At 58.9% G+C, this 21,630-nt stretch carries 22 protein-coding genes; 5 read left to right on the top strand and 17 right to left on the bottom strand.

The annotated features are described in order from the left end of the window. Positions 1 to 4: 4 nt before the first annotated feature. The 15 genes from DD236_RS11245 to DD236_RS11175 all read right to left on the bottom strand — a co-directional run bounded on the left by DD236_RS11245 (position 5) and on the right by DD236_RS11175 (position 13,663). Positions 5 to 550, bottom strand: coding sequence for an adenine phosphoribosyltransferase (locus tag DD236_RS11245; RefSeq protein ID WP_109094490.1), 546 nt, complete (start codon positions 548 to 550; stop codon positions 5 to 7). Further along, entirely contained in the window at positions 547 to 1,650 is a 1,104-nt protein-coding gene (gene secF, locus DD236_RS11240) for a protein translocase subunit SecF (protein ID WP_109094489.1), read from the bottom strand. The genes DD236_RS11245 and secF overlap by 4 nt, the downstream gene beginning before the upstream one ends. Further along, entirely contained in the window at positions 1,650 to 3,512 is a 1,863-nt protein-coding gene (gene secD, locus DD236_RS11235) for a protein translocase subunit SecD (RefSeq protein WP_109094488.1), read from the bottom strand. The genes secF and secD overlap by 1 nt, the downstream gene beginning before the upstream one ends. 31 nt (positions 3,513 to 3,543) lie before the next feature. Continuing rightward, entirely contained in the window at positions 3,544 to 3,906 is a 363-nt protein-coding gene (locus tag DD236_RS11230) for a preprotein translocase subunit YajC (protein ID WP_109094487.1), read from the bottom strand. Between the two features lie 103 nt (positions 3,907 to 4,009). After that, positions 4,010 to 5,035 carry a Holliday junction branch migration DNA helicase RuvB gene (ruvB, locus tag DD236_RS11225; RefSeq protein WP_109094486.1) on the bottom strand — a complete coding sequence of 342 codons (1,026 nt, stop codon included), beginning with the start codon at positions 5,033 to 5,035 and terminating at the stop codon, positions 4,010 to 4,012. Positions 5,036 to 5,037: 2 nt separating this feature from the next. Next, positions 5,038 to 5,628 (bottom strand): Holliday junction branch migration protein RuvA, encoded by a 591-nt coding sequence (gene ruvA / locus DD236_RS11220; RefSeq protein WP_109094485.1) that lies wholly within the window; start codon positions 5,626 to 5,628, stop codon positions 5,038 to 5,040. A 35-nt stretch (positions 5,629 to 5,663) separates the two neighbouring features. Beyond that, positions 5,664 to 6,302: a crossover junction endodeoxyribonuclease RuvC gene (gene ruvC, locus DD236_RS11215; RefSeq protein ID WP_109094484.1), complete on the bottom strand. Its 639-nt coding sequence runs from the start codon at positions 6,300 to 6,302 to the stop codon at positions 5,664 to 5,666. Further along, positions 6,303 to 7,064 carry a YebC/PmpR family DNA-binding transcriptional regulator gene (locus tag DD236_RS11210; protein WP_109094483.1) on the bottom strand — a complete coding sequence of 254 codons (762 nt, stop codon included), beginning with the start codon at positions 7,062 to 7,064 and terminating at the stop codon, positions 6,303 to 6,305. It abuts the gene before it with no gap. Between the two features lie 97 nt (positions 7,065 to 7,161). Beyond that, entirely contained in the window at positions 7,162 to 7,752 is a 591-nt protein-coding gene (locus DD236_RS11205; RefSeq protein WP_109094482.1) for an NUDIX hydrolase, read from the bottom strand. Continuing rightward, complete coding sequence (locus DD236_RS11200) at positions 7,736 to 8,947, bottom strand: PrsW family intramembrane metalloprotease (protein WP_109094481.1); 1,212 nt, start codon at positions 8,945 to 8,947, stop codon at positions 7,736 to 7,738. The genes DD236_RS11205 and DD236_RS11200 overlap by 17 nt, the downstream gene beginning before the upstream one ends. Beyond that, positions 8,944 to 9,519: a hypothetical protein gene (locus tag DD236_RS11195; RefSeq protein ID WP_109094480.1), complete on the bottom strand. Its 576-nt coding sequence runs from the start codon at positions 9,517 to 9,519 to the stop codon at positions 8,944 to 8,946. The genes DD236_RS11200 and DD236_RS11195 overlap by 4 nt, the downstream gene beginning before the upstream one ends. Then, the gene (locus DD236_RS11190; protein WP_109094479.1) at positions 9,516 to 10,643 is read right to left on the bottom strand and encodes a glycosyltransferase family 4 protein; all 1,128 of its coding nucleotides are present in this window, start codon (positions 10,641 to 10,643) and stop codon (positions 9,516 to 9,518) included. Before DD236_RS11190 ends, DD236_RS11195 begins: the two co-directional genes overlap by 4 nt. A gap of 3 nt (positions 10,644 to 10,646) precedes the next feature. Then, positions 10,647 to 11,645 (bottom strand): phosphatidylinositol mannoside acyltransferase, encoded by a 999-nt coding sequence (locus tag DD236_RS11185; protein WP_109094478.1) that lies wholly within the window; start codon positions 11,643 to 11,645, stop codon positions 10,647 to 10,649. Position 11,646: 1 nt separating this feature from the next. Next, the gene (gene pgsA, locus DD236_RS11180; protein ID WP_109094477.1) at positions 11,647 to 12,261 is read right to left on the bottom strand and encodes a phosphatidylinositol phosphate synthase; all 615 of its coding nucleotides are present in this window, start codon (positions 12,259 to 12,261) and stop codon (positions 11,647 to 11,649) included. 70 nt (positions 12,262 to 12,331) lie between these two features. Further along, positions 12,332 to 13,663 (bottom strand): family 20 glycosylhydrolase, encoded by a 1,332-nt coding sequence (locus tag DD236_RS11175; RefSeq protein WP_109094476.1) that lies wholly within the window; start codon positions 13,661 to 13,663, stop codon positions 12,332 to 12,334. An 86-nt stretch (positions 13,664 to 13,749) separates the two neighbouring features. Here DD236_RS11175 and DD236_RS11170 point away from each other — a divergent pair, with 86 nt between their 5' ends. The 5 genes from DD236_RS11170 to DD236_RS11150 all read left to right on the top strand — a co-directional run bounded on the left by DD236_RS11170 (position 13,750) and on the right by DD236_RS11150 (position 19,042). After that, complete coding sequence (locus tag DD236_RS11170) at positions 13,750 to 14,904, top strand: ROK family transcriptional regulator (RefSeq protein WP_109094475.1); 1,155 nt, start codon at positions 13,750 to 13,752, stop codon at positions 14,902 to 14,904. A gap of 73 nt (positions 14,905 to 14,977) precedes the next feature. Further along, positions 14,978 to 16,297 carry an extracellular solute-binding protein gene (locus tag DD236_RS11165; protein ID WP_109094474.1) on the top strand — a complete coding sequence of 440 codons (1,320 nt, stop codon included), beginning with the start codon at positions 14,978 to 14,980 and terminating at the stop codon, positions 16,295 to 16,297. 53 nt (positions 16,298 to 16,350) lie between these two features. After that, positions 16,351 to 17,259, top strand: coding sequence for a carbohydrate ABC transporter permease (locus tag DD236_RS11160; protein ID WP_109094473.1), 909 nt, complete (start codon positions 16,351 to 16,353; stop codon positions 17,257 to 17,259). Continuing rightward, complete coding sequence (locus DD236_RS11155) at positions 17,256 to 18,140, top strand: carbohydrate ABC transporter permease (RefSeq protein ID WP_243410300.1); 885 nt, start codon at positions 17,256 to 17,258, stop codon at positions 18,138 to 18,140. Before DD236_RS11160 ends, DD236_RS11155 begins: the two co-directional genes overlap by 4 nt. Next, the gene (locus DD236_RS11150) at positions 18,137 to 19,042 is read left to right on the top strand and encodes an ROK family protein (protein ID WP_109094472.1); all 906 of its coding nucleotides are present in this window, start codon (positions 18,137 to 18,139) and stop codon (positions 19,040 to 19,042) included. The genes DD236_RS11155 and DD236_RS11150 overlap by 4 nt, the downstream gene beginning before the upstream one ends. Here the strand turns inward: DD236_RS11150 and DD236_RS11145 are convergent. Beyond that, positions 19,039 to 19,587: an HIT family protein gene (locus DD236_RS11145; RefSeq protein ID WP_109094471.1), complete on the bottom strand. Its 549-nt coding sequence runs from the start codon at positions 19,585 to 19,587 to the stop codon at positions 19,039 to 19,041. The two genes, DD236_RS11150 and DD236_RS11145, sit on opposite strands and share 4 nt — an antisense overlap. Further along, positions 19,584 to 21,587, bottom strand: a complete 2,004-nt coding sequence (gene thrS, locus DD236_RS11140; protein WP_273488747.1) for a threonine--tRNA ligase — start codon at positions 21,585 to 21,587, stop codon at positions 19,584 to 19,586. Before thrS ends, DD236_RS11145 begins: the two co-directional genes overlap by 4 nt. Between the last annotated feature and the right edge of the window lie 43 nt (positions 21,588 to 21,630).

The raw sequence follows: 21,630 nt of genomic DNA, 5'->3' as shown, positions 1-21,630 counted from the left end.
TCATCTAATAGGAAAGAATGGCTTCGATCTCGCGGCCGTCAAGGGCGGAGCGTCCGCCCAAATCAACCAGTTCGATAAGCACACACAGCCCAACTGGAACCCCTCCGGCTTGCTCAACAAGGTTGAACGCGGCATTTGCGGTGCCTCCCGTTGCTAACACATCGTCAAGGATCAGGACCCTCTGGCCGTCCTCAACGGTGAAGGGCTGAACCTCCATACGGGCCGATCCATATTCCAGATCGTAATCCACGCCCACTACCGGTCCGGGCAGCCGCCCGGCCTTACGGATGGTCACCATGCCAACGCCGAGTGCGATCGCCAGCGGTGCCGCCAGTATGAATCCGCGTGACTCCAACCCGGCAACGGCATCCACCTTGCCGCGGTAACGGTCCGCGAGCATATCGATAAGCGCGCCGAAACCTTCCGAATCCGCAATCAGCGGCGTGATATCTCGGAACAGGACACCCGGAGCGGGAAAGTCCTGAACCTCCCGTAGCCTCGCTTGGACAAGAGAAACTGTCTCTTCGGGGAATGGGTTGCTTTCGCTCACTTCTTGCTCCTCTTCTTGCGTTTCGGTTGGGCGGAGTTCGCCTTGCGAACGCCTGGGTGGCGGATAACCCCGTGGCTCGGGACACCGTCGCTCAGCAGATCAATATCCTCATCTTCTGGGCGCTGATCTCGGGCAGCCAACACCTGAGCCGTGTGCTCTTTGATAGCGGAGCTCCTCTCAGCAAGAGCCACCGCGATGGGCGAGGCGATGAAGATCGACGAAATGGTGGACAGGATTAGCCCAATAAACATCACGAGGGCCAAATCCCTCAGCGTACCTGCTCCCAGAAGCAAAACGCCGATGAATAGAATCGAACCCACCGGCAGGATGCTGGTGACCGACGTATTGATCGAGCGGATGAGCGTCTGATTGACCGCGAGATTGGTTGACTCAGCAAAGGTATAAGCCGATTGCTTCGTTAACTCATCAGTGTTCTCACGGACCTTATCGAACACAACCACGGTGTCATACAGCGAGTAACCGAGAATGGTCAGCAGGCCGATCACAGTAGATGGAGTTACCTCGAACCCGAATGCGCAGTATACGCCCAGAGTCACGATTAGATCGTGGAACAGAGCGATGATTGCCCCGGCGGCATTCCGCCAGCTTCGGAAGTAGAGCGATAGTCCCACCCCAACCAGCACCAAAAACACAACGAAACCGTTCAGCGCCTTACTCAGGATGTCTTGACCCCACGATGGCCCAATATACGTCGAGGTGACGTCAGCAGGATCCACATCGTATGCTTTCGCAAGCTCCGTACGGATCTCTTCGGTTTCCGTGTTAGAGAAGTCATCGTTGTTGACCGTCTGGACACGCAGCGTGTGCTCTCCTACCTGAGCAACGCGAGCGGCATCGGTTACCCCGTGATCGCTCATGACGTCGGTGGCGGGTTGCTGATCCGTATTCTGCGTATTCGAGATCGTGAATTGCGATCCACCGGTGAACTCGATACCAAGGTTCAAGCGAACAGTTAGCAGGAGCGTAACCGAAACAATTACAGCTACGGCTGCAATCGACAGCCAGATCTTCCTCTTACCCACAATGTCATAGGACTTCTTGCCGGTATAAAGATCGTTGGCAAAGCTGTACATAGGCATTACAGATCGCCCCCTTCTATTCTCTTTGCCCGCCGTTCGCGTGCTCGCCTTTCGGCCAAGCTGAGATGTTCTTCCCCGTCAAAGGCGTTACCCAGATCCTCCGGAGAAGCCTCTGCGGGTGCCGGAGAATCCGCCGACGGGGTCTCGGGGACTGTCACACGTTCCTTGCTGCGGGACTTCCTCCGCCCAGCTCCGCGGTATGTTGGCTCGCGCCCGAGGGCCGCAGCATCCATGCCGGAGAACCGCCTACCCTCACCAAAGAACTTCGTCCGGGTGAGGAGCACCATGACGGGATAGGTGAACATCATGACGATCACAAGATCGATCAGGGTTGTGAGGCCCAGCGTGAAGGCGAAGCCTCTCACCGAACCGACGGCTAGGAAGTACAGAACTACGGCGCACGCCAGATTCACCATGTCCGCAACGATGATGGTTCGCTTGGCGCGGTTCCACCCGTGATGGACGGCCGATCGCAGCGGGCGCCCTTCACGGATCTCATCACGAATACGCTCGAAGAACACGATAAAGGAATCGGCCGTCACTCCAATGGAGATGATGAGGCCTACAACGCCAGCCATAGAAAGCCGGTATCCCATCACCCATGAGAGCAGGCAGACCAGAAGATAGGAGGTGGCAGTAGCCAGAAGGACGGACCCCGAGGCAACGATCGCGAGCCCGTGATACTGCCACAGAAGGTAGAGCACCACGAGGACCATACCAATCAGTCCCGCGATCAAGCCGGACTGAAGCGAATCCGATCCGAGCGTGGCAGAAATCTGCTCCTCAGACTGTACTTCGAAGTGAAGAGGTAGGGATCCGAAGCTCAGCTGATTCGCGAGAGTCTTCGTTGTTTCGGCGTTAAGCCCAGGGCCGCTGATCTGCGCACGGCCGTCCGTAATCGCGTTCTCATTCTGTGGTGCCGAAATCACCTGGCCGTCCAGCACAATCGCAAACTGGTTCTGCGGTGATTCCAGCTGCGCGAGGCGGCCGGTCACCTCACCAAATGCATCGGCTCCTTCGGAGTTGAACTCCATGGAAACGATCCACTCGTTCTGTTGCTGATCAAAACCAGAAGTAGCGGAGGTGACCTGGGTGCCCTCGACCTCGGCCGGACCCACGATGTACTTAGCGCCGCTTTCGGGTTCACATGTGACCAGAGGCGCGTCCGGATCGTCCTCGCCGCGGCTTACCGCCGCTGTATCAGCACAGTCGATTGTCAACGCATCATAGGTGACCTGCTCAGTTATCCATGCCGCGTCAGAAGCACTCTCGGGCTCAGTGGTCGGCTCAGCTGAGAGTTCACCATCACCGTCGGCATCCGCGATCTCCATCGCGGCCGCCTTCAACTCGTCATCCGTAAAGGGTTCTGAATTGTCAGTGTCCTCCGACTCAGCTTCGTCCGAGCCTTCGGCCTGAGCCACCATCTGATCGTAGGTCTCGCGGGTCAAGGGGCCCGTATCGGCTGTCTGAATCACGGCGCGCATCCTCAGTACCGCGGAGGTTCGCACGAGGTCAAGAGTTTCTTTCGATGGCGTGCCGGGTAGGCCCACCACTATGTTGCTGCCGCCTTGGGAGGTAATCTCCGCCTCGGCCACGCCTGAGGCGTCCACGCGCTGGCGGATGATCTCGATCGCCTGATCGACGTCATTCTGAGTAACCTCCGAACCATCTGTGGTGGTAGGGGTAAGAATGATCTGTGTTCCGCCCTCGAGGTCCAGTGCAAACTCTGGGAGCCACCGGGACTTGCTCCCCGTCAGCGAGCCGACAAGCAAGCTGGCAACCAGAGCAAGGATTAGGACAATAAGGAAGACAAGGCGGCGCCAAGGGGTTACCTTGGCCGCCTTCTGATTAGAAGAGGACATGTAGCTTTCTTTCTAGCACCTTGGGAGGTGATTACTCCCAGGCAGATCCAGACTTGTTTTCTCCGAGATCTCCGGTGCCAGATTCCTCTGTAGCGTCTTCTACGGTCTCTTCATCTTCATCATCGCCAAGAGGAAGATCAGATACGGCATTGATTGAGCTGCGCAGCCACACGGACTCATCGCCACTTGGGCTCTGCAGTGTCACAGCATCTCCATCAATATCCACGATGGTTCCGAAGAATCCGGCCGTGGTGACAACGTTATTTCCTAGCTCTACAGCAGCTTCGCGCTCTGCCGCCATCTTTTCGCGCATCTTCTTTGACGAACGAGACATCCACCAAAACATGAGGACCATCAGTGCAAGAAGGATGATCATTGAGATTGAGGGATCCACGGGCCACTCCTAGTATTCACAAGACATGTACCGCCACATTCTACTCAGCTTGGCTGAATACCGATGCTCAAAAAACGTGCGTTGCATCTCCCTTATGTGATCACTAAGTGAACAGGGTGTCACTTTGCTCGGGCGGAGCCATCCCCAGATGTTGCCAAGTCAGGGCAGTTGCCGCACGGCCCCGAGGCGTACGAACAAGGAAGCCCTCGCGAACCAAATAAGGCTCTGCCACCGATTCGACGGTTTCAGGTTCTTCCCCAACCGAGACCGCAAGAGTTGTGAGCCCCACCGGCCCTCCCCCGAAACGCACGCACACTGCCTCAAGGACGGCACGATCCAGACGATCAAGGCCTCGCTGATCCACCTCGAACACATCCAGCGCAGCCCGAGCAGCAGAAAGATCAAGCTTCCCGTTACCTTTAACCTGAGCCCAGTCCTGTACACGGCGGAGCAATCGGTTGGCGATGCGGGGTGTACCGCGGGAACGCGAGGCAATCTCATTAGCCGCATCCTGAGTCAGGTCCGCGCCTAGTTTCACAGCGTTGCGCACCACGATGGTGGCGAGCTCGTCGTCGTCGTAATACTCAAGGTGACCCGTAAATCCGAAGCGATCACGTAATGGGGCCGGAAGCAAACCCGCCCGCGTTGTTGCTCCCACCACCGTGAACGGCGGAAGCGGAAGCGGAATCGAGGTGGCGCCCGGGCCCTTGCCCACCATGACGTCTACGCGGAAGTCCTCCATCGCGAGATAGAGCATTTCTTCGGCGGTTCGCGCCAAACGGTGGATCTCATCGATAAAAAGGATGTCTCCTTCCTGAAGAGAGGAGAGTACGGCGGCTAGGTCTCCAGGCTTTTGGATCGCGGGTCCCGACGTGAGCCGGAGTGACCCTCCCACCTCATTGGCGATAATCATCGATAGGGTTGTTTTACCCAGTCCCGGCGGACCCGAGAGCAGAACGTGATCGGGAACATTTCCTCTGGAGATCGCCGCCTCCAACACCAACGAGAGCTGCTCGCGCACCACCGGCTGGCCCACGAAGTCCTCCAGATGGCGCGGACGCAGCGCGGCCTCTGCGGCACGTTCGGAATCTGCCGCATCGGGCATGACAAGATCGGACGATTCGGACATGGTCACCTCGCTCCGAGAATTTGAAGGCTTGAACGCAGAAGGCCAGCCACACTGCCATCAGTTTCAGTGGCGGCGGCACTCTCGTAGGCTGCGTGAGCATCACGCTCGGGCCAGCCCAACCCCACAAGCGCCTCTACAACGTCAGATTCGAGGGCATTAGCCGGTGCCGCTGGCCGAGCGCCCACACCGGTTGCCGGCCCCAGTTTATTGCCAAGCTCGAGCAGGAGGCGCTCGGCACCCTTCTTGCCAATGCCCGAGACGCGCTGCAGAGCGGCACTATCCTTGTTCGCTACGGCCGTCCGCAACGCGTCCGGCGTATGGACGCTCAGCACGTTCAATGCCACCTTGGGCCCAACGCCGGAAACGCCTTGCAAAATGTTGAACGTATCACGCTCATCATCATCGGAAAAACCAAACAGAGTAAGGGAATCTTCGCGAACCACGAGCGAGGTGGCCAGCCTTGCCGGAGCACCTTCGCGTAGTCCGGACAGTGTTGTGGGAGTAGCAAGCACCGCCAAACCCACACCGCCCACCTCAATCACGGCCTGGGCAATACCCACGTGCGCCACCGTGCCATGAACCGACGCAATCATTCCCCCACCTCTCGAACAACTGTTTGCAGTTTAGCTCATTGCTCTGACGTTTCAGTTGGAGCAACGGCCCCGTGTCTCCGCGACATGCGTTCTGCACCCGCCCACATCTTCTGCGCGGGTGTCAGATCATAACCAGTGGACCTCGGGAGCATCCCGGCTCCCCCATGCTGAGTGCGGTCCGGCTCAGCAATTAAGGACTGCTGGCCGCCTCGCCATGCCTGAGTAATGGCAATGGCCAGAGCATCGGCAGCATCGGCGGGCTTTGGGCGTTCCTGCAGGCGAAGAATCCGCTGAACCATAATCTGCACCTGTTGCTTCTCCGCACGCCCGTTGCCCGAAACAGCGGCCTTCACCTCGGGCGGCGTGTGCAGTTCAACGGGAAGGTCCGCACGCGCGGCCGCCAACATGACGATGCCAACAACCTGAGCCACGCCGGTGACGGAGCGAACGTTATCCTTCGCGAACACACGCTCAATCGCCACAACGTCTGGCTTGAACTGATCTAGGACCACGTCAAGCTCATCGGCGATCATGAGCAGGCGCTTATGGGGAGCAAGTTCGGCCGGCGAACGGGCCACCCGCACGTCTACAAGCGAAACTTGGCGCGCGCCATAAGAATCGATGGTGCCAAGCCCACACCGAGTCAGGCCGGGATCTACGCCCAGGATCCTCAATTAGTTCTCTGCTTCCAGCTCTTCCATCACAGCATCGGGGATATCCACATTCGAGAAGACGTTCTGAACATCGTCGCAATCGTCCAGAGCGTCGATCACCTTGAGGACCTTTGCCGCCTTCTCCTTGTCAACCTCAACTTTCATGGAGGGAACGAACTCGACTTCAGCAGAGTTGTAATCGATCCCGGCTTCCTGAAGAGCGGTACGTACAGCCACAACATCGTTTGGCTCAGATTCGATAATGAACACATCATCTTCTTCACGAACCTCGTCCGCACCCGCATCAAGTACGGCCATCAGGACGTCATCTTCCTCCAGGTCATCTACCTTTGGAGCCTCGACAACGCCGCGGCGTGAGAACAGGTAGGAAACCGAACCTGGATCTGCAAGCTGGCCGCCGTTACGTGTCAATGCAACCCGAACTTCAGAGGCCGCGCGATTTCGATTATCCGTTAGGCACTCGATCAGCACGGCAACGCCGCCCGCCGCATACCCTTCGTACTGGATGTTTTCGTAGCTGACACCATCGTCACCTTCGCCCGAACCACGCTTGAGCGCGCGATCGATATTATCGGCGGGAACGGAGTTCTTCTTCGCCTTCTGGACGGCATCATACAGAGTTGGGTTACCTGCTGGATCTGGCCCACCAGTGCGCGCTGCAACCTCAATATTCTTGATGAGGCGGGCAAATAGCTTGCCGCGCTTGGCATCAATAGCAGCCTTCTTGTGCTTGGTTGTTGCCCACTTAGAGTGTCCCGACACAGGTTTCTCCTTGATTCTTCACGTATATTCCGCCTCACATCATACCGCGCGAGCCGGTATGGAGCACTTCTCCCCTCGCGGAACGTGCGAATACCCGCTAATCCTCGCGCAACACCGGGCAGGAACCGTCCCACCCGGCATCCAACCGCTCAATGATATCTGCGATGCCTCGTGGATAGAATGTCTGGCCAGCCGCTTCAGCAGCTCGAATACCTTCGGGCGCCCACCAGCGAAACTCATCAAGCACATCGAGCTCTAGCGAAGTCAGGTGCTGATTCTTCCCGGCCGCACGGCGTTCAGCACTATCAACGCGCGCACAGAAGAACAGCTCATCCTGACGCCGGGTCTCCAGCGCGAAATAGAATGTGGCCCGGCGCTTAAGCACAGGCCCTATCAGCCGATCTGGATCCAAGGACAGTCCGGTTTCCTCGAAGAGCTCACGGCAGGCACCCCGAACCGGCACCTCATCTGGGCCAACTCCACCACCCACGGTGAACCACCATTGGTGGTTGAGATCCCCAACATCGTGTCCTCGGACCAGCAGGGATCTCCCCGAATCATCGAGCAGGATCACGCGGGCCGCGTTACGGTGCAGAATCCCGTCAGCATCAGCCACCCACTCGGAGTTGACTTCGGCCTGCTGGCTCTTTGTCAGCCCATTCTGCCTATTCTTAGACTCTTGGGGCATTCTGTCCACCCGTATGCTGCACATGTCCAGTAAAGACCTCACGCAGGTAGGCCAACAGTTCGAGCCTGCGGGCCTCCTCCGCGCGCACCCGTGGAGCATTGACGGTTCCTCGGTGCAAGGCACTCACACGGGCATTCGCTAGATTGAGTAGCTCCTCTTGGAATCTGCGCATGGCACGAACACCGTCTTGCTGATTGCCTCCGGCACGCGCAAGGTTTTCGCCGGCCCATGTTGCCGCCGAATCCCTATTCGCCACCGTTTGGATCATGGCCATTTCGTTCCCGGTAATCCAACCGGCCAGCGCATACTCACTCAGTACTCCGAGCACCATCTTTCGCTCGCGCACCCTGAGGTAGCAGATGAGGGCAACGGCGGCGATATAGATGGGGAGCTGGTAGCCCAAGCGTTGCGCGCTGCCCATGTCCTGAACTGCTGAAAAGTTATGCAATCCATGAAGCAGTACGGCACCCGCGTATCCCACCATGGACATTGGGACGATCGAGAACCTGCTGCGCCCTTGGCTCGCAAAACCCGCGCCCATCCCAGTCAGTGCAGTGGCGAGGGGATGAACGAAAGGATTCTCGATAGCGCGCGCCTGAAATACGGCACCTAGCTCATCGTAAAACTGTCCGAAGTAGAAGATATTCTCTGTGAACGCGAAACCCACGCCGATCAGCATGCCGTAGACGATCCCATCAACAGGGCCGTTGAAGTTCTTGCGGAATGCGAAGAAGATGAGAAGCACCCCGATGCCCTTGAAAGCCTCCTCGACAATCGGGGCGCCTACGATAACCGGAAGCGCGGCCTGCTGATAGGCGTCAAGATCGGTTCGAGCCCCAACAATTTCCTCGAACCTCTGGTTTCCCACGATGGACTGGAGAGTGGATATTCCTGCTCCCCATGCGAACGCCACTAGGTAGAGCCACTTGGGTTCGGGTTCCCACTCATCGATCCACTTGATAAGGATCAAAATAAGTACAACGGGAACGAGCGCCAGAAGAATAAGGACGAACGTGACTCCCGCTCCCTCAAAGCTGATAAGCGGAAGGGTGTAGAAGAATCCGGCCACCGCCACGGCAATGATTGAAACGACAGCAATATAAAAGCCGATGCCGTGCTTTGCCGGTTCAACAAACCTAGGCGCGGAGTAGTGCCCGTGGTGTGGCGCTCCTACGCGAATCCCCTGCTCACTCATCGTTCATCATCCATATCAACGGTTTCTGGCAGGGGTGCCGTTCCAGCCAGCCGGAAAAGGCGGGCCAGCAGCGTGCCGCGTACGCGCCGAACCTGGCCCACGTGAATATTGTGGAAGCTGCGCGTGAGCACAACGTCTAGCCGCGCCTTATCAAGCCTCTCCGCGATGGAGCGTTGGTGATCGCTGTATCCTTCGGAGTCAGTTTCATCCACTGTGAGCCGCAGCGTGCGGGACAGATTCGATTCGAGATCGCGGCGATCGGGGTAGTTCTCCTGCGCGTAGTTCACCTTCTCCATCGTGTCCAGGCCATCGGTGACGATCGGATCCATCCCGGCCCGCAGGCATGAATCCGCCGCATCCGTAAGTAGAATTGCGCCGGCCATATCAAGCACGCCGCACACGGCGAAATCGTGCGCGTATTGCCCCCGTGCCGTCAGTGCGTGTTCCAACGAGCGCCGCGATTTCAACACGTTTCGATTCAAGTTATCGATCCTGCGTGCACGCAGCGTGATCACACCGCCAACCACGAGAATCAAGCCAACGCCAAGTAGCAGCCACCACAACCACGTCATTCCGGTACCTCCATATGGGCGGTCCGATATGCCGTCTCGTATACGGCGAATACCTGAGATGCCACTGTGTCCCAGTCGTATCTGTGGGCCTCTTCGTGCGCCTTGGCCACAACGTCGGCCCGGTGTTCGGGCTCCGCCAATGCGGAGATGACGGCTTGGGCGAGTGATTCGGCGTCGTCGTTCGAAAAATGCGAACCAAATTCGCCGTTGCCCAAGACGGCGCGGAACGCCGGAATATCCGAACTGATAACGAAACTTCCGGCGCTCATGGCTTCAACGAGGATGATTCCGAAGGATTCACCCCCAGTATTCGGTGCGAGGTAAATATCCACGCTCGAAAGCAGAGCCTCCTTGTCCTCTTCGCTGACTCCGCCGAGGAATTCGACGGAACCCGCCGATTCCCCGAACATCTCACGCGCTTGAGCTTCATCCCCGCGGCCAGCAACGAAGAGCCGCACGCCCGGGTGAGCCTCGAGAATCTGTGTGAAGGCGGCCGCCACAACGGGAAGGCCTTTCCGCGGCTCATCAATGCGCCCCAAGAAGCCGATAGTTGGGTGTTCGGCAGTTCCCGTGAAGCGGTTGTCCTGCGGGGCCTTCTCGAAGGTGCGGGTGTAGACCCCGTTCGGAATGATGTAAGCGTCTCCGCCCAAATACTGCACCGCGGTACGCCGCGCCTCCTGAGACACGGCAATCCGCGACTGGATCTTGTCTAGTACGGGCCGCAGCGCAGGCGCCGCGATCTCCAAAGCAAGAGAACGATCCATCGCGGTATGAAAAGTGGAAACCACCGGGCATTCAGCGCTCATGAGCGCGAGCATCGAAACGGACGGGATAAACGGCTCGTGAACGTGGATAACATCGAAGTTGCCCTCCCGAATCCACTTCCGAACGCAGGCGTTCACGCGGGGCCCGAAAGATAGGCGCGCCACTGATCCGTTGTATCGGATCGGTATGGCCGCACCCGTAGAAGTGAAGTAATCGGGTAGGTCCGTTGTGTCCTCTGCCGGGGTGATCACCCGGACGTCATGACCGCGCCTGATTAGCTCCTCCGCAAGATCACGGATATGAAACTGGACGCCGCCGGGCACGTCCCACGAATAGGGGCAGGCAATACCAATTCTCATGTGTTAGCCCTCCTGCTCAGAATCGAGGTGCTGCACCTTCTCAGCCGCCTTGGCGCGCGAAGCCGCAAGCCGCGCCGGATCGAGATCATCAATAAACACCTTCTGCAGCATATGCCAGTCCTCTAGGTGAGCCTTGAGGTAGGGCTCGAGTGCGCTCATCCACTCTTGGCTCATGCGGACAAGATCCTGACGCCGCTCTTCCGCCGTGGAATCGAGGGTGGTGGCTGCGCGGACGCCCTCGAGGATCGTGACCCGAATTCCCCACGATGAACCGGCTTTCTTCCTACGCTCACCGCTCAGGCGCTCGTAGTGTACAAACGTTGGGTAGATCGTCACCCCGGTGCGCTGAGCCAACAGAGCGGGTCCAGGTGCAACACGCACGGTGTGGCCTGCGAGCACCACTTCGATGCCGGTGTGGGAGAGATCGCGATCGGCAAGAACCGGAGTGAATATCGGTGCGGCTTCCATATCGCGGGCCAGCTTGTGTAGAGCGCCGCCGCCTTTAACCAGTGGGTAGATGGTCATCCCCAAGCCCTCACGGAAGGCGAGGAATCCGTCGTAAAGCTCCGGGGGATCCAACTTTTCGGCAATCGTGTGCACTTCAGCCAACGCGATGTTGGACCATGCCCCCGCAAGATCCCAGTTTCCAGCGTGCGTGAGAGCACCGGTAATCGATCGCCCTTCGGCGAGCTCTGCCCGGACCCGCTCTGTGCCGGCCTCGCTCACTCTGGCGAGGATCTGTTCGCGCGATAGCGAATGAAGCCGGAGGCTTTCGTAGTAGTAGCGCATGTAGGAGCGCATGGCCCGGCTCGAAAGCAACCGCGCCTGAACCCAGTTCATTCCCGGGCGTAGCCGCGCTTGGTTCTTCCGAAGCTGGCGGGCTCCCCCCATGCTGGACACTCCGGAAACCGACCCAACGATGTTGAACAGCCCGCGTCCTACCGGCTCTGGCAGGCGATCCACGGCGCGCTGGGCTAAATCAAATACTCGAAGGATATCCATATCACGCTTTCGCTTGGCCGTACACGAACACCATCCGCTGAATCACGGTAATCACGGCGGCGATGAACAGGAGCCACATGGCCACGGCCAAGATCCAGTCTCCCCATTCCATGCCCACGAACCACACGGATACAAGCGAAACAACCAACCGATCCGCCCGTTCAGCAAGCCCCACGCTCGCTGTCATGCCAAGTCCCTCGGCGCGAGCCCGGGCGTACGGAACCACCGATCCGAACACGAGCGCACCCAGCGTGCCCACCAGAATCCAGTCCTGATAGCTCGGATCCGCCCACAGGTACGCCCAAATCAAGATGCCGGAGAAGATCGCCCCATCGGACACTCGGTCCAGTGTGGAATCGAGAAAGGCTCCCCACTTTGAAGAGGTCCCTGTCAGGCGCGCGATCTGTCCATCGAGGTTATCGAAGATCACCAGTACGCCGATGGTCCACGCGGCCGCAGTCAGATGATCGAACGGAAGGAGCGTTAGCGCAGCAATGACACCGGCAAGCGTTCCTCCTATCGTGATGGCATCGGCGGATATGTGCGCCTTGACGCACAGGCGAGCGATCGGCCCAAACAATACCTGTGAGAGTGGGCGGCCAGTTCGGCTCAGCATTCGGTTCCTCTTCCTTCATACCCGCACGGTTGCGGGCAGCCACGCTACAGTCTAGCGGCGAGGGGCCACCCTATGGCGATGGTGGGCGCCACAACTCGCGGACCCGAACACGGGCTTCGAAAGATTCCCATTGTCCTTCAGTCCCGATCCCAGTACCCGCCCAAGCAACCTCGGCCACCGCCGCCAAACGTGGCATCAGCATATAGAGAAGTTCGTCCTGCGTCTCAATAGTTTCAGTGAAGATACAGGCCTCCACGCCGTGGACTGCCGCCGGATCAAGGCCCTCGAACAGAGCACGTGGATCCCACTCGTAGGCCTCCCGCAGCGTCGTAGTGCCGGCCCAGGTGAGGCCAAGCCGCTCATCGTCGGCGTATTTCATGTCCAGATAGACACGCGTGGCCGGTGAGGCAATAATCCGAACACCGCGCCGTGCGGCCTCCACCACACCGGAAAGATCCTGACGCTCATCCCACACCTGTAGGTACTCGCCCTCCTCAAGCACGGGTGCCGCCTCCTGCCAAGCAATCACGGGCCGGCCGGCCGCACGCACGTATCCAGCCGCGCTCGCCACGAGCCTATTAAACTCCGCGGGAGGGGTTAGTAGGCATTCGTCCCCGCCTATGTGGACGCCCTCCTGACCGTGCGGAACCAGCGTTCCAAAGACTCCCTCTAGGAGCCTCTCGGTTTCTGGCAGATCTTCGGTAAGGCTAGAGATTCCCACCTCAATTCCTTCGTACACATCTGGCTGGGCGCCATCGGGGTTCAGCCCCGGCAGGGCGTGCAAGGCGGCCGTCACGTGCCCGGGTACATCAACCTCCGGCACGATCGCGATCCCTCGGTGCGCCCCCTGAGCAACCAGAAAGTCCAAATCTTCTTGGCTCAGGAATCCCCCGGGCCCACCACCCACGCTTGTGCGCGAGGATCGCTCGGTCAATTCCGGGATGGCAGGAATTTCGATTCGCCAACCCTGATCATCGCTCAGATGCAGATGCAGGCGATTCAGCCCCAACTCGGCCATGATATCCATGACTGCCACAAGGTCCTCGACCCCAAAAAAGTGCCGAGCAATATCTACACTCAAGCCACGCCATTCGAACTCTGGCCGATCCGTGATCACGAGGTCCGGGACGGTTCGAGAGGTCCGTAACTGGCGCAGGGTTCGCCGCGCATTCGCAACGCCTAGCTCCCCCTCCGCAGTGATTTCCGGCCGGCTCGCCACGATTTCCAACCGATAGGCCTCCTTGCGCTGCCAAGTTGGACTCCCTGCCAGTAGTCCGGGAACGGGCTGATTTTTTACGACGACGACGTCCTCTCCATCCCGGTCCCCCTGCCACGGATACTGTTCTCCGGTAATCGACATCTGCCACGGGCGCGGCAGCAACCCTAGATCGTCGCGCGTCATCGCATTCACCCTTCCTTCCAAGAATCATCGACAAACTTCACTGTAATAGATGACACAGTAATTGTAAGTATGCTTAACTAACATACATGGGGACACAGAATCTTCGCCGGACCGAAACGGCGCGGCCCACACAAGCACGTGCGCACAACCGGTCACTCGTGTTGCAGCACCTGTTTCAGGTGGGGCCGGAATCCCGGGCCGATCTAGCCCGGTCTACCGGCCTCACCCGCGTCACAGTGTCGGCTCTGGTGGACGGGCTCCTGACCGAAGGGCTTGTTCAGGAGTTAGGGAGCGAGGAACGCACTGGAAAGGTGGGCAAACGCGGCACTCTCGTGGGCCTGTCAGATGATCGCTGGTGTATCCCGGCAGTCAATCTCACGAACGACGGATCAATCTCTGGTGCCATTCTTACTCTTTCTGGCACCATCAGGCAGCATATCGATGAGCAACATCCCCTCCCCAAGGGCGCCGAGGGCGTCGATGCGCTCCTCTCCTTCTGCCGCCGCCTCATTTCTCAGGCGGATTCGCAAATCCTTGGCCTCGGGATTTCCTCCCCCGGAATCATTAGTGAGGATGGAGTGATCGAACAAGCACCCAATCTCGGCTGGTACGACGTGGCCTTAGCCGAAGTTCTTTCCGATCAGCTCGGTGTAGCAGTACACATAGCTAATGACGCTAATTGCATAGCCTTAGCCGAATACTCCTTCGGCGGCGTTGAAGGCGACGAACTCCTAAGTATCGTGGTGGGGCAAGGAATGGGAGCCGGGATTGTCTCTGGCGGAACGCTCCTCCTCGGTGCAGGGGACGCTGCTGGGGAGATCGGGCACGTTACGGCGATGGACAGCCGGGATCTTGGCGATTCACCTCTAGGCACCCCACGGCTATGCGCATGTGGACGAACCGGCTGCCTCGAGACCATCATGAGCGAGGCCGCGCTTCACGCCGCCGCAGGCGATGCGAGGACCGAAGGCAGTGAAGCCCTTCTGGGTGCCATCGGGGCACGGCTGGGCACAATTCTTGCTCCTATCGTTGCCATGCTGAACGTTTCGGACATTGTGGCTTCGGGCCCGGAGGATTTGCTCCGCGGCCCACTTCTTGAATCCTGCGAGCATCAAATTCGCGAACGCACCCTCCCCAGATCTCATCGGAAGCTCCGTGTCCGATTATCGACACTCGGTCACGATAGCGGCCTTCGGGGCGCCGCCGTCCTAGTTCTATCGGGGAGGCTTGGTATCGCATAAACTCCCTCACTCTTTTCCCATCGATTCCTCCATCCACCACGGCGCAAAGCAGCGCATCCTTGAAAGGAAAACCATGAAACACAAGAAGATCGCGGCAATGATTGCCGCGACATCAATGCTCGGGCTATCCGCCTGTAGCTCGGACGATTCAACAACATCGGACGATTCCGGCGGCGCCACAAATCAGGACGGCGCCAACATCACGCTCTGGCTGGCCGGTAGCGACACCCCCGACGAACTCCGCGATTATCTGGTCAAGACGTTCGAGGAGCAAAACGAAGGGGCAACCCTCACTATCGAGGAGCAGGCGTGGGGCGATCTAGTCACCAAGCTAACAACAGCTCTGCCCGATGAAAAGAACACGCCTGACGTTGTGGAGATCGGAAATACTCAGGCTCCCACCTTCACCACCGTTGGCGCATTCCGTGATCTCAGCCCGATCTACGAGGAACTGGGTGGAGACAACCTCCTCCAGTCCTTCGTGGATGTGGGAACTGTTGACGGAACGCAATACGCGCTGCCCTACTATTTCGGTTCACGCTATGTGTTTTACCGTGCCGATATTTGGGACGAAGCTGGGGTTGACGTCCCCACAACTCTCGCGGAATTCACGGATGCCGCCAAGGAGCTCACTACCGATGATCAGTCGGGATTCGCGATGGGTGGCCAAGATTGGCGTAACGGAATCTCATGGGTATTTGCGAACGATGGCGAGCTAGCCACGGTGGACGGCACGGAGTGGACGTCTACACTGTCCGATCCCAAGACCATCGAGGGCTTGGAAATGTGGCAGGAGCTCGTGACAAGCTCATCGAAGCTGCCCACAACAGAACGCGACGTTGCCTACTGGGATTTCGTCAATGACGGCACTGATGGGGCTGCTCCTGAAGCCACCTCCATGATGGCTCCAGGTTGGGCCCGCTGGTCCATTGGTGATCTCACTACAAACGAGGATGGCGAAGAAGTTCGTGACGGCATGGCCGACGAATCCAAGTACGATATCTTCGCTCTGCCCGGAGTAGACGGTGGCGTTGCCCCCGTGTTCGCGGGAGGCTCCAATATCGCAATTTCGGCGAAGTCCCAGAATCCCGAGCTGGCTGAGAATCTGCTAAAGATCATCTTCTCCGAGGAATACCAGACGATGCTCGGTGAGAATGGGCTGGGGCCAGCCAATTCTGAGTACGTCGATTCCCTTGGAGACGATAAATTCGCCACCACCATGATCGAGACTGCCGAAGCATCAAAGCTAACGCCCGCCGCACCGGGCTGGGCCGCCATTGAGGGAGCGTTTGTTTACGAGGAGCTCTTCCAGAAGATTGCTGACGGTGGAGACGTCGAGGCTCTGGCAACGGAGTACGACGCCAAGCTCACACCTATGCTCAACGGAAACTAATCTCATCACATGGTGGGGCGGCTCGGCCGCCCCACCATCGAATCGGACTCGCCATGGCACACACCAAACGCCGCAAGAAAACTAACCGGGCCGCAAGCCTTCTGCTTGCCGGTTCCCTCGTGATCCTCGTTGCCGGGCTGGGTTACCCAGTTCTGTGGCAGATCATCACCTCGTTCCAGCATTTTGGGCTGGAGCAGCAGTTCGGCGCTCCCCCAACATTTGCCGGACTGGACAACTACATTCGGATCTTTACCGATGATCGCTTGTGGTCCGTGGTTGTCCGTTCACTCCTTTTCTGCTTCTTCAACGCGTTTATCACGGTATTCATTGGCCTGATGATTGCCCTGCTCATGCGGGCCGTTCATGGGGGCATCCGCATCGTCATTCAGATTGCACTTCTATTGGCGTGGGCAATGCCCATGGTTGCGGCCGTGACCGTGTTCCGCTGGCTGTTTGACTACCGAACGGGCGTTGTGAACTGGCTCCTGACCTCCCTTGGCCTATCTAGCTTCGAAAGGTTCGCATGGCTCTCGCACCCGATGACCTTCTTCATCGTGGCCAGCCTCATCATCATATGGATGTCAGTTCCCTTTGTTGCCCTGTCACTGTTTGCTGGCCTCACCCAGATCTCCACTGACGTTATCGAGGCGGCGGAAATCGACGGCGCATCACGCACCCAACAACTCCGCTACATCCTTATGCCTATGGTTCGGCCCGTCTTGTCAATCGTGCTTCTGCTCCAGCTCATATGGGACTTGCGAGTGTTCGCGCAGATCCGCCTACTCCAAGATGCCGGGGCGCCCGTCTCCGAAACCAACTTACTCGGCAACTTCATTTATGAGCTCGGCATGGGAAGCCATGACTTCGCAGGAGCCTCTGCAGTCTCGCTCTTTGTTCTAACTCTGACAATCATCATCAGCTGGCCCTATGTCCGCTCACTCTTGAAGGAGGACGAACAGTGACCGTCACTCCACTGCGCACCACCCGACGCCGTATCCGCCCAGGCAAGATTGCCTTCGATCTTTTGGGCATCGTAGTTGCACTGGGATGGGCCTTCCCCGTCTACTGGATGATCCTCTCCGCGCTCACCCCGAACGCGCGGCTTCGTCAGGTTCCCCCCTCGTTCCTTCCTACAAACACCACGCTCGTCAACTTCAAGCGCGCCATCACTGATCCAGGGTTCCTACCGGCCCTCAAGATGAGCCTCATGATCACCCTGCTCACGGTGGCCATCGTTCTGATCTTCGCATTCCTTGCAGCCTTGGCGGTGAGCCGATTCCGGTTCCGCGGCAGGAAGTCCTTCATTTTGGCCATCCTCATCATCCAGATGCTGCCCGCGGAAGGTCTGTTCATTGCCCAGTACAAGATGCTCTCCACGCTGGGAGAAAGCGTTCCCGCCCTCGGATTAAATTCCGTTCTGGGCGTCACCGTGCTCTATTCGGCAGCCATCATTCCATTTACCATTTGGATGCTGCGGGGATTTGTGGCCGGAGTTCCCCTTGAGCTTGAGGAGGCAGCTATGGTGGATGGCCTCTCGCGCACCCAAGCGTTCCTCAGGATCACTTTCCCCTTGCTGGCGCCGGGCCTTGTGGCGTCGGGCGTTTACGCCTTCCTACAGGCATGGAACGAATTCACCGTGGCACTCGTGGCACTGCCTGCGGGCCCCGCGCATACCCTTCCCCTATGGCTACGTGAGTTCCTCAACGCCTCGGCAAACCGCGGCTTGGACTGGGCTCAGGTGATGGCGGCCTCCACGATCATCGCCATCCCAGTAGTGATTTTCTTCTTGTTCGTACAGAACAAGATGACCTCCGGGCTAGTGTCAGGGGCGGTGAAGGGATGAACGTCCGAATTGGCATAGACATCGGCGGCACGAAGGCGCTCGCGGTGGCCTACGGGGGCGATGGCCCGTTGGCTCAGGCTCACAGCTACACCAATACGGATGGTTTAGCCGGCCTCACGGCAACCGTAAGCGGGCTCGTAATCGAGCTTGCCGCGGCCCCGGAGCTAGCAGGGCACACCATTGAGGCCATCGGTATTGGCATTCCCGGGATCGTAGATACGGACCGAGGAACGGTCTCTCACGGCGTGAATGTGGGCCTCGATTCGGGCGACGTCCCATTGGCCCGAGCCATCACTGAAGCAACAGGCATACCCACCCGGCTCTCCAATGACGTAACCGCCGCAACCATTGGTGCCGCACACTACCTTGGCTCTAGCAACGATGTAGCACTGATTTCACTGGGCACCGGACTGGCGGCCGGTCTCATACTTGATGGCCGCCCCCGCACCGGTCTTCTAGGTAGCGCTGGAGAAATCGGGCATATCCCCTACATTCCGAGCGGGCCCGAGTGTCCTTGCGGACAACGCGGCTGCCTTGAGCTGTACGCTTCCGGCCAAGCGCTTTCGCGCCTGTGGCCCCAGGGCGGCAAGCACCCCGCCACCCACCTGCTGGCCGCAGCTCAGAATGGCGATCCTGCCGCCCAAACCGCCCTATCCACGTGGATCGGGGCAGTTGCTCACGCTGTGACCTTGCTAGTTCTCACCCTCGACGTTGCCGAAGTCCTGATCGCCGGAGGAGTCACAGAGGTAGGAGGTCCGCTCCTTGACGCCCTACGCTCCGAACTAGAGCGGCAGGCAAACCAATCGCGGTTTCTCTCTCAGATGGGCTTAGCCGAACGTATACGTCTGGTCCCCTCCGAAGCAAACATTGCCCCACTCGGGGCGGCACTGGCTACCTTTTAGCCGTATAGCTCTTCCCACATGGAGGCAAGCTGATCGCGCGTCTCCCCCAAAATGGCCGGAACGGCCTTCACCTGGGCGATGATTGGGAAGAAGTTGGCATCGCCACCCCATCGCGGCACTATGTGCTGGTGGATGTGAGCGGCGATCCCGGCCCCGGCAACTGCTCCCTGATTCATGCCCAAATTAAAGCCCTGTGGATGCATGGCAGCGTCCAGAACCTTCATGGCACGTGCCGTCATCTCACCCATCTCCGTACGCTCCTCGTCGGTAAGGTCCGGGTAGAGGGAGACGTGCCGATAGGTGCATACCAAGACGTGCCCCGAGTTGTACGGGTACAGATTCAGCAAAGCGAAACATGTGCGCCCGCGGGCGATGATCAATCCGTCGTCGTCGTTTCCATCGGGAGCCTTACAAAACGGACACTTGGAAGAATCCTCGTTAGTGGGCTTCTCATGCCCACTCACATAGGCGGCGCGGTGCGGGGTCCACAGCCGTTGAAATCCGTCCGGGTCTCCCGGGTGGCTCTCGGCACTGTCCAGCTTCATACCAAACGCTCTCCCTCAACATCGTTAACCCGCCGCGCCACGACGTCCAGAATGTGCTCGACAGCCTGATCCACGGCGATCCCATTCTCCTGATGTCCGTCGCGGTAACGGAAGGAGACGGCTCCGGATTCAACGTCCTCGCCACCGGCGATCAGCGTGAAGGGGATCTTCTCCTTGGAGGCGTTGCGGATCTTCTTACCGAACCGATCGTCCGAGTGATCAACCTCCACACGAATTCCGTGCGCCCGGAGCTTCGAAGCAACGTTGTCCACGTAATCGTCGAACGCTTCGGCCACAGGAATGAGGCGCGCCTGCACTGGGGCCAGCCACGCCGGGAAAGCCCCAGCGTAATGCTCGGTGAGAACCCCGATGAAGCGCTCCACCGAACCCAGTTTTGCCGAATGGATCATGACGGGCCGCTGGCGCGAGCCGTCCGGCGCCGTGTACTCCAGCCCGAAGCGCTCGGGCTGGTTGAAGTCATACTGGACGGTGGACATCTGCCAAGTACGGCCCAGAGCGTCCTTTGCCTGGACGGACACCTTAGGTCCGTAGAAGGCGGCCCCGCCCGGGTCCGCCACTAGGTCCAACCCGGTGGATTCGCACACTTCCTGAAGCACGCGCGTTGCTTCAGCCCAATCCTCTTCCGAGCCGATGAACTTATCCTGATTCTTCTCGGTATCGCGAGTGGACAGCTCAAGGTAGAAGTCAGAAAGCCCGAAGGCGGAGAGCACATCATCGAAGAAGCCCAGCAGCTCCTTGATCACCTGCGGTGCCTGATCGGGTGTGCAGTAGATGTGCGAATCATCCTGAGTGAATCCGCGCATACGGGTCAGCCCGGCAACCACCCCGGACTTCTCGTAACGGTAATCATGGCCCATCTCGAACAGCTTGAGCGGCAGATCGCGGTAGGAGCGCCCGCGCGAGCGGTAAATGAGGTTCTGCATCGGACAGTTCATGGCCTTGAGGTAGTAATCCTGCCCGGCCTTGGTGACGTTACCCTCGGCATCGCGCTCCTCGTCCGCAACAAGCGGCGGAAACATCGTGTCCGCGTAGTGCGGGAGGTGCCCGGAGGTGTGGAAGAGCCCACCCTTGGTAATCTCAGGGGTGTAAACGATCTCGAAGCCGCGTTTCATGTGCTCATTGATAATGAACTCTTCGACGTTGTGGCGCAGCATCCCGCCCTTGGGATGGAACAGCGCGAGGCCCGGGCCTACCTCCTCAGGGAAGGAGAACAGGTCCAACTCCGCCCCCAGTTTGCGGTGGTCGCGACGCTCTGCCTCCTTGATTCGCTCCTGGTAGGCCACTAGCGCGTCCTTCGTGGGCCACGCCGTGCCATAAATGCGCTGGAGGCCGTCATTGTTTTGATCGCCCTTCCAGTAGGCGGCCGAGGACTTCGTCAGCGCGAAACCATTGCCTATCAGCTTAGTTGTGGGCAGGTGCGGGCCTCGGCACAGATCCTTCCACGCCACATCGCCGTTCCGGCGGACGTTGTCATAGATAGTCAGTTCGCCGTGGCCAACCTCAACAGAGGCGCCATCGGCGTCCGAGCCCTTGGTGGTCACCAGCTCCAGCTTGTAGGGCTGATCCGCTAACTCAACACGTGCCTCTTCCTCGCTCACCACACGGCGGCGGAAGGTCTGTCCTTCCTTGACGATGCGCTGCATCTTCTTCTGGAGGTCCTTAAGGAGTTCTGGGGTCACGGCATCGATATTGCCGAAATCGTAGTAGAAGCCGTCCGTAATGAACGGGCCAATCCCTAGGTTCACATCCGGGAAAGTGTCCTGAACCGCCTGGGCCAGCACGTGAGTGGCTGAGTGCCGCAGAATGTTCAGGCCATCGTCCGAGGAGATGTTCACGCCCTCAACCTGCGTGCCCTCCGGCAACGCTGCCAGATCCGTATCCAGATCCTTGAGCTCCCCATTCACGCGCAACGCCACGATCTCACGCTGCTTCTGGTAAAACTCGATGCCGGTGGTCTGCTCATTGATCGGGGTGGACATCCCGTCCATAATGAGGTTCACGTGGTCTCCTTTATCTAGGTCT

The sequence above is a fragment of the Ancrocorticia populi genome, assembly GCF_003123745.1.
GTDB lineage: Bacteria > Actinomycetota > Actinomycetes > Actinomycetales > Actinomycetaceae > Ancrocorticia > Ancrocorticia populi.
This window is presented reverse-complemented; position numbering and strand designations above follow the sequence as displayed.

Bases quoted from the DNA above. Each gene is read 5' to 3' on its own strand.
- secF (WP_109094489.1), bottom strand. From the start codon at position 1,650: ATGCCTATGTACAGCTTTGCCAACGATCTTTATACCGGCAAGAAGTCC.
- secD (WP_109094488.1), bottom strand. From the start codon at position 3,512: ATGTCCTCTTCTAATCAGAAGGCGGCCAAGGTAACCCCTTGGCGCCGC.
- ruvB (WP_109094486.1), bottom strand. From the start codon at position 5,035: ATGTCCGAATCGTCCGATCTTGTCATGCCCGATGCGGCAGATTCCGAA.
- ruvA (WP_109094485.1), bottom strand. From the start codon at position 5,628: ATGATTGCGTCGGTTCATGGCACGGTGGCGCACGTGGGTATTGCCCAG.
- DD236_RS11205 (WP_109094482.1), bottom strand. From the start codon at position 7,752: ATGCCCCAAGAGTCTAAGAATAGGCAGAATGGGCTGACAAAGAGCCAG.
- DD236_RS11200 (WP_109094481.1), bottom strand. From the start codon at position 8,947: ATGAGTGAGCAGGGGATTCGCGTAGGAGCGCCACACCACGGGCACTAC.
- DD236_RS11195 (WP_109094480.1), bottom strand. From the start codon at position 9,519: ATGACGTGGTTGTGGTGGCTGCTACTTGGCGTTGGCTTGATTCTCGTG.
- DD236_RS11190 (WP_109094479.1), bottom strand. From the start codon at position 10,643: ATGAGAATTGGTATTGCCTGCCCCTATTCGTGGGACGTGCCCGGCGGC.
- DD236_RS11185 (WP_109094478.1), bottom strand. From the start codon at position 11,645: ATGGATATCCTTCGAGTATTTGATTTAGCCCAGCGCGCCGTGGATCGC.
- pgsA (WP_109094477.1), bottom strand. From the start codon at position 12,261: ATGCTGAGCCGAACTGGCCGCCCACTCTCACAGGTATTGTTTGGGCCG.
- DD236_RS11175 (WP_109094476.1), bottom strand. From the start codon at position 13,663: ATGACGCGCGACGATCTAGGGTTGCTGCCGCGCCCGTGGCAGATGTCG.
- DD236_RS11170 (WP_109094475.1), top strand. From the start codon at position 13,750: ATGGGGACACAGAATCTTCGCCGGACCGAAACGGCGCGGCCCACACAA.
- DD236_RS11165 (WP_109094474.1), top strand. From the start codon at position 14,978: ATGAAACACAAGAAGATCGCGGCAATGATTGCCGCGACATCAATGCTC.
- DD236_RS11160 (WP_109094473.1), top strand. From the start codon at position 16,351: ATGGCACACACCAAACGCCGCAAGAAAACTAACCGGGCCGCAAGCCTT.
- DD236_RS11150 (WP_109094472.1), top strand. From the start codon at position 18,137: ATGAACGTCCGAATTGGCATAGACATCGGCGGCACGAAGGCGCTCGCG.
- DD236_RS11145 (WP_109094471.1), bottom strand. From the start codon at position 19,587: ATGAAGCTGGACAGTGCCGAGAGCCACCCGGGAGACCCGGACGGATTT.
- thrS (WP_273488747.1), bottom strand. From the start codon at position 21,587: ATGTCCACCCCGATCAATGAGCAGACCACCGGCATCGAGTTTTACCAG.